Genomic DNA, 6,512 nt, shown 5'->3' on the forward strand with positions numbered 1-6,512 from the left:
GCCTCAACGAATTGTCAGACACCTCTCCAGCATAGGTCTGTCCGTCATCCATTCTCAACACTTTTGCTCCGGTGCTTTCGCCAAAGTCGATATTTTTGAAATCGACCCAAAACGTGTTTGGAGTCAGCGCCGCTTCAAAGCAGTAGCGAAGTTTTTTCTGTCGGCCACTACCCGCCATTGGGTGGTCGAAAGGTTGAGAAATCCTTCAATAGAAATGCCGTAGGGCAATGATGGTGCCATTGGGGCCTTTGTAGACTACTCGGGTACAGGCCTCAGTCCACCTAACAAATCCTGCCATTTCCAAAGATGTCGCCAGGGCTGTCGCTACAAATCGCTTAAACATGTTCGCAGTTCAAGTCCAACGAAAGTTGGGCGAGGATTTTCCCTAGATGGTGCTTTCGTTCCAAAACTACTCCGTACAAATCAGCGCAGCAAATTTTTGTAAATCACCCCGTCTTTCATAATTACCAAAAAATTGGCGTCGGGATTTTCAACCAGCCGAATGTTTTCCAGTGGGTTGCCGTTGACCAGCAGCAAGTCCGCCAGAGCCCCCTCTTCCACCACACCCAGCTGTCCAGGGTAGGGGTTGCGCGGCCCAGAGAGAGCCAGCAGGGTAGCGTTGGTGCTTGTGGCCATCCGCAACACCTCCGCCGGGGTATACCAGCGCACCATCTTGGCCAGTTTTGCCCCCTGGCGAACCGCACCCTCAGGGCTAAAGAGATTGTCAGTGCCCCAGGCTGTTTTGATGTTGTATTTTTTCGCTAGGTTGTAAGCTCGGTCAGTGCCTTCAGAGACAATTAACTGACTAGCCCGGTTCTGGGATCCTTCCGGATAAGGGTTGCGATCTTCGTCGTCCAGGAACGGCTGCAGGCTGAGCCACACATCATTTTCAGCAATCATCCGGGCCGTCTCTTCGTCGATTAGCTGACCGTGCTCAATACTTTTTACCCCAGCCCGAATCGCCTTTTGAATGGCGCGCGGGGTATAGGCGTGAACAGCCACGTAGGTGTTCCAGTCCTCGGCAGCTTCTACAGCCGCCGCAAGTTCCGTTTCGGTGTACTGAGCCACATCAATGGGGTCAAAGTCTGAGGCAACCCCGCCCCCAGCAGCTAGCTTGATCTGGCTGGCCCCCTGCATCAGTTGCTCTCGAACCCGGCGCAGCACTTCGTCTACTCCGTCAGCGATCGCCCCCACCCCAAACTGCTCCGCCAGACTCAATTCAGAGGTGGGGGTGCGGGGCAGATCACTTAGCTCCCGGAAGTCTCCGTGGCCACTGGTTTGAGAAATCATCGCTCCAGACGGCCAGATGCGTGGCCCCACCACTGCACCTCGGTCAATGGCCCGCTTCAGCAGAAAGACCGGCCCGGCCATATCCCGGACGCTGGTAAAGCCCCGCATCAGCATGGCTGTGGCGTTTTCCTGAGCCTGCTGAAGCAGACGTTCCGGGGCGGCAGTCGCAGCGACCAGGTCTGCTTCTGTGCTAGTTTCCATGAACAGGTGGGTGTGGGCATCGATTAGCCCCGGCATCAGCACCCGTCCGTCTCCACTAATCCGAGTGACCGCAATATCGGCTGGGACAGGCAGCGATCGGGTATCAATTGCCTGAATCGTGTTGCCAATTACCAATACATTCGACGGTGCGGTCAGATTGGCAGAGACACCATCAAAAATTCTCACATTTTCAAAAAGGACAGCCGTTGGCTGAGAATTGTTGCCGCTGCCAGGGCTTTGGGCAACACTCACTTGGGTCATTAGCCCCAAAAGTCCCAACAGTACAGTCAATAGGGCAATTACATAGCGCGATCGCATCTGCATAAAATTACTGGAATCAATACTTGTGTCCCCAAAACTTAGCTAAGGGACAGTGCAACAGACAAGCAAAAGCAAACGCAAAGACCAAAACGCCATGCAAACAGTAGCAGCAGCCCCCTATTAAATCAAGCTCAAGGGTTAACTTACGTAAAGCTTAAGCGTTATGTCCTCCTGACAAAATCCCCGAGGCAAGGCATTCTCAATGCCCATGCATCAATTTGGGCGAAATGATTTTTTTACTGAGCCTTCCCAAAAACTTTACTTGCCTAGTCTTCTTAGCTTGCCAAAGAACTTTGCCAGCTAAAAATAGGAAAAAAATAGGATGAAAGTTCCCCTTTCCCGGTTATCAACTTCACGTATGATGCCTTTGTGGTTAGCGTGGCGCTCGGTCCCTTAGCTATGTTTGACCACGACTACCAAAAAGCAATTTGTGAGGAATATTGTGCCTCAGGGACCAGCAGCCAGCGTCCGGCAAAACATTCTGAACTAGCTCAACAGATTATCAAAAGGTCATCACTATGAAAATCCGTTCGATTCTGGCCTATTCGGCTCTGGCCTGTGGTGCTGCCGTCACGGTGATGAGCGCTCCCCCAATGGCCAAAGCAGCCGTGCCAATTCCGTCCTCCACAATGGTCGCCCAACAGCCCTCCCTCAACCTGGTAGGCGAAGGCGAAGGCACCCTCACCATCGGTACCCGCCCCAGCCAAACCGTCACTTTTGCCACTGTCACCACCACTAACCAACAGGCCGAGATCACCCTGCGCCTGGCGGATGGCAACCTGCAACGGTGGAACGGGCAGGTTATCAGCCGCAGCACCGAGGAAGCTCAGATTCGGCTAACCAACGCCGGTGCGGCCGACGCCACTGGCACTTTCACCATCCGCTACCAGGGTTCCACCCTGATTTCCATCAGCGGCAGCGGCACCCTGGATGGCCAGCCCCTGTCCCTGCGCTTCACCATTGCCGACGACAGTGTCAGCCGTCCCCCGGTCGCCAGCCCAGATATCTTTGCTCAGGCAGGCCAGGGCACTTTCGGTCTGCAGGGACGGCCCAACCAGATCATTACCTTTGCCTCGGTGACCGTTCAACCCGACGATAGCGCCGAGCTAACCATTCGCTTGGCCAACGGCAACAATATTCCCTTTGGCGGACAGCAAACTCGCAGAACCGCAGAGGACATCGTTCTCAACCTCACCTCTTCAGGCAATGCCGATGCCCAGGGCCCTGCCAACATCCGCTATGGTCCCAACAACTCAATCATCAGCATCTCGTCCAACGGCACCCTAGACGGTCAGCCCTTCTTTATTCAATTCAGTGGTCAGACCGCCGCTGCCCAACCCAGCATCCAGCCCGCCGCCACCCCGGCAGCAGGAACAGTCGTCTGTACTGGGCGCATGCAAAATGGCTGGCAGTACCGGGCCGAAGTCACCAATCGACGATTTAGCCAAATCAATTGGGAGCGATCGGGCGCAGAGCCCACGGTGTCAACCCTACGGTTTGATCGCAACAACGCCCAGGGACAACCTGTGTACCGAGGTTCCTTCCGAGCAGCCACGCAGGTGGCCCTGGTAGACCTCAGCGGCGGCAATCCTCGTCAAGGCTCTCAAATCTCCGTCGGGGTCGAAGAGTGGGGCTGGTCGCGAGGAAACTGTCGCTAAAGATTTGTCGCCCGTAGCCACCTCAAACCTGACGGGTTAATCAATAACCAATAACAAAACTGCGCCATATCGTGATGATGTGGCGCAGTTTCAAAAGGGGACCTGGCATCGAGCTATTTTGACAAGGGGCAACCCCCTCACTATCTTCGCCGCAGCTGCGTTTCACGTCTGAGTTCGGGATGGGTCAGAGTGGGACCACAGCGCCAAAGACACCAGGAAAGCGTTAATTGCTTCAATATTGTGTTGTTTAAGTTCCTTGAAGAACTGAATGTGAGAGAAATGGGGCTGTGCACACAGCCATGCTTGATTCGTTGAGTGAATCTGTGATGAGGTCCCACTCTGACCCATCCCGAACTCAGACGTGAAACGCAGCTGCGGCGAAGATAGTGAGGGGGTTGCCCCTTGTCAAAATAGCTCGATGCCAGGTCCCCTTTTGAAAAGGCGTCCAACCGTATGAGGTTGGACGCCTTTTTGTATTCGTATAGTTAACGCCTTAGGGGACGTAGTCAAAGAGGGCGTCTAGGTAGATGCGGTTGACATCGCGATCGCAGTTGCTATCCTGCATTAGAAACAGCGACAGGGCGGCGCAGAAGACCCGGTGCTGGTTCCAGGCTGGGTTGCCGTCAAGATAAACCTGCAAGGCCTCGTACAGTTCCTCGGGCACTTCGGCCATTAGGCTAACGGTGGTTTGGGTCGAATTCAGGGTCATGGGGTGCTGCCTTTTTCGAGAGAAACGCAAGCTGGTGAACGATAAAGGAGGGTGTAATTGGAAATGGCACGACCGGAAGTTGGGTGTACAGAGGGTTCCAGTTGTTTTGAATTGCCCAGGGCAAGCACTGCTGTACTGGCAGCAAACTTGTGATGGGCTCAGTTAACCCCTCCCACGGCAATGACGGTATCTGCTTAAAACAACCAGGGAGAACGCTAGGGCCGACCAACGCCCACGGCAAAGCTAGGCTATGTTTTAAAACCCTTAGAAAACCTTGATCCCTCGTAGGAGAAAATCAGGCTTTGACCAAGCTTTAAAACACGCCCTAGTACCTACTGCGGTTTTGCCAAAGTCTGAAACAGGTAACCCACGATTAGTTTTATCGCCAGGTTTTGGGGACCTAGGTCACAGGGCTTCGCTTTGCCAGTCGCATCATTCTGCCGAACTCTCCGGATGCTGTCAATCTTGCTTTACCGATAGGTTTGAGCTAAGCAGTTGTGGTTCCCACGACAGGATAAGGGTTCTGCCGATCGCCCAGGCGGGCAGAGGCCGATCGCGGCGAATTGGGCAAGCGCTGGCCTCAGATGTCGCGTTTCCCCCAGGTGCCGCTACATCCTCAGACTGCTGTAAGAAGTTGGGGAAAAGCTGGGGAAAACCTTGGGGAGGTTGGGGAAAACCCTGGGAAAACTCGGCCCTAAAATTTTGTTTTGTAATGTTTTGCCCGATTGGGGCTTGACGATTAGCTTAGATGTTGCTCTAGCCGATGATTTCGAGGCGGACAGTGGGGGAGCCGTTAATCTTTTGTATTGTTGCTGGAGCGGAGGGAATCGGTGGCCCCGTCCAGGGCCAGGGGTGAGGTCGGTACCGGCGGCCAGCGCACATCCCATAGGGCCCAGGTGCCCACCGTCAGCAGCAGAGCGATAGTTGGGGTTCGCCAGGGCAATGCTGAGCGATCGCCCGACCAACTCAACTGAGGGCTGCCCTCGCCGGCCATGAAGCCATGCAGTCGATCCCCAAGGGCTGCGGCTGAGAGGGGCGATCGCACCTCGGGGAGGACAATCTGCCGATTGGAGCCCAGCAGCGTCAGGCGGTGACAGAAACGCACCCCGCCGCGCGGCGTTTTGTCGCACAGCTCTGAGCTGATGGCAATATCTTGTAGGGTAAGCGGCTGTGGGCGGGCCAGCCAACCCCAGGGCTGCGGGTGGCTGGCCTGGCAGTAGACCTGCCCGGAGGCGGCGCGATCGCAAACGACATGGCTGGGGCCAGGCAGACTCAACGCCCACACCCCTAGCAGGGCAACACAGAGCACCAGCCCCAGGGGCAGGCGTCGCAGACTGGCGAACCAGCGGTGTGATGATTTTGTGGCTGACGGTTCGGTTGCGGGTGGCTCGGTTGCCGATGGCTCTTTCATCGCATTCTGCCCTGACTCGATCAACTGCTGACCCCATCCTGCCACAGCGGTGAACCCAGTCCCTTGCGCTCTCAGCCAGATTAGGGCATGCTCAGGTTGCCGGAGACAGGTGAGGGGATAGTGGCCAGTGGTCGGTCAGGGGGGATGGCCCAAGTTAGCTGGCGCCCTCCACCGCGCAGTTGATTTTTCCGCACTGAATTTCACACTATGGGCAAACACATTGTCATTACTGGGGTGAGCCAGGGCCTGGGCCGGGCTATGGTTGAGGGCTTTGTGGCCGAGGGGCACCGGGTGTCGGGCTGCGCCCGCCGCTCCAAGGCGGTAGCGGACCTGGCGACTCATTACCCTGCCCCGCACCAGTTTACCGCTGTCGATGTGTGTGACGACACAGCAGTACAGGCCTGGGCTGAAGCCGCCATGGACGCTAATGGGCTGCCCGACCTGGTGATTAATAATGCCGGGCTGGTGAACCGCCCCGCGCCCCTCTGGAGCGTGCCCGTTGACGAGTGCGACGCTGTGATTGCCGTCAACCTCAGCGGTGTCTGTAATGTGATTCGCCACTTTGCCCCGCCTATGGTTGAGCGGCGATCGGGTATTTTTGTCAACTTCAGCTCGGGCTGGGGACGATCGACTTCCCCTGGAGTTGCCCCCTACTGTGCTACCAAGTGGGGCGTTGAGGGACTGACTCAGGCCCTCGCCCAGGACCTGCCTGCTGGGATGGCGGCGGTAGCCCTCAACCCCGGCATTATTCACACCGCCATGCTGGAAACTTGCTACGGTGACGATGCGGCGGCCTATACCCCGATCGCCGTCTGGGTCAAGGCCGCGGTGCCCTATATTCTCAGCATTCAGCCCGGGGATAATGGGCGGGCCTTGACGGTGCCAGGCTAAGGAGCGGTGACGGGCAGGGCAAAAGGGCTCG

General features: G+C 56.3%; 5 protein-coding genes and 1 rRNA gene. 2 read left to right on the forward strand and 4 right to left on the reverse strand.

Features of this window, described 5'->3' with window-relative positions:
• Window positions 1-423: 423 nt before the first annotated feature.
• On the reverse strand, window positions 424-1,677 hold the full coding sequence (locus NF78_RS26180; RefSeq protein ID WP_263970704.1) for a metal-dependent hydrolase family protein: 1,254 nt from the start codon (window positions 1,675-1,677) through the stop codon (window positions 424-426).
• A gap of 653 nt (window positions 1,678-2,330) precedes the next feature.
• On the opposite strand from NF78_RS26180, the gene NF78_RS31605 reads away from it, so the two are divergent.
• Window positions 2,331-3,470: a hypothetical protein gene (locus tag NF78_RS31605; protein WP_156119981.1), complete on the forward strand. Its 1,140-nt coding sequence runs from the start codon at window positions 2,331-2,333 to the stop codon at window positions 3,468-3,470.
• A 100-nt stretch (window positions 3,471-3,570) separates the two neighbouring features.
• Here NF78_RS31605 and rrf read toward each other — a convergent pair.
• The 3 genes from rrf to NF78_RS26205 form a co-directional block, all read right to left on the reverse strand.
• Window positions 3,571-3,687, reverse strand: a 5S ribosomal RNA gene (gene rrf, locus NF78_RS26190).
• A 276-nt stretch (window positions 3,688-3,963) separates the two neighbouring features.
• The gene (locus NF78_RS26200) at window positions 3,964-4,179 is read right to left on the reverse strand and encodes a DUF2811 domain-containing protein (RefSeq protein ID WP_035992733.1); all 216 of its coding nucleotides are present in this window, start codon (window positions 4,177-4,179) and stop codon (window positions 3,964-3,966) included.
• Between the two features lie 793 nt (window positions 4,180-4,972).
• Window positions 4,973-5,590, reverse strand: a complete 618-nt coding sequence (locus NF78_RS26205) for a hypothetical protein (RefSeq protein ID WP_035992731.1) — start codon at window positions 5,588-5,590, stop codon at window positions 4,973-4,975.
• Between the two features lie 207 nt (window positions 5,591-5,797).
• Here NF78_RS26205 and NF78_RS26210 point away from each other — a divergent pair, with 207 nt between their 5' ends.
• Window positions 5,798-6,481: an SDR family oxidoreductase gene (locus NF78_RS26210; RefSeq protein WP_035992728.1), complete on the forward strand. Its 684-nt coding sequence runs from the start codon at window positions 5,798-5,800 to the stop codon at window positions 6,479-6,481.
• Window positions 6,482-6,512: the final 31 nt, after the last annotated feature.

This window comes from Leptolyngbya sp. KIOST-1, from assembly GCF_000763385.1.
GTDB lineage: Bacteria > Cyanobacteriota > Cyanobacteriia > Phormidesmidales > Phormidesmidaceae > Nodosilinea.

Bases quoted from the DNA above. Each gene is read 5' to 3' on its own strand.
- NF78_RS31605 (WP_156119981.1), top strand. From the start codon at position 2,331: ATGAAAATCCGTTCGATTCTGGCCTATTCGGCTCTGGCCTGTGGTGCT.
- NF78_RS26200 (WP_035992733.1), bottom strand. From the start codon at position 4,179: ATGACCCTGAATTCGACCCAAACCACCGTTAGCCTAATGGCCGAAGTG.
- NF78_RS26205 (WP_035992731.1), bottom strand. From the start codon at position 5,590: ATGAAAGAGCCATCGGCAACCGAGCCACCCGCAACCGAACCGTCAGCC.
- NF78_RS26210 (WP_035992728.1), top strand. From the start codon at position 5,798: ATGGGCAAACACATTGTCATTACTGGGGTGAGCCAGGGCCTGGGCCGG.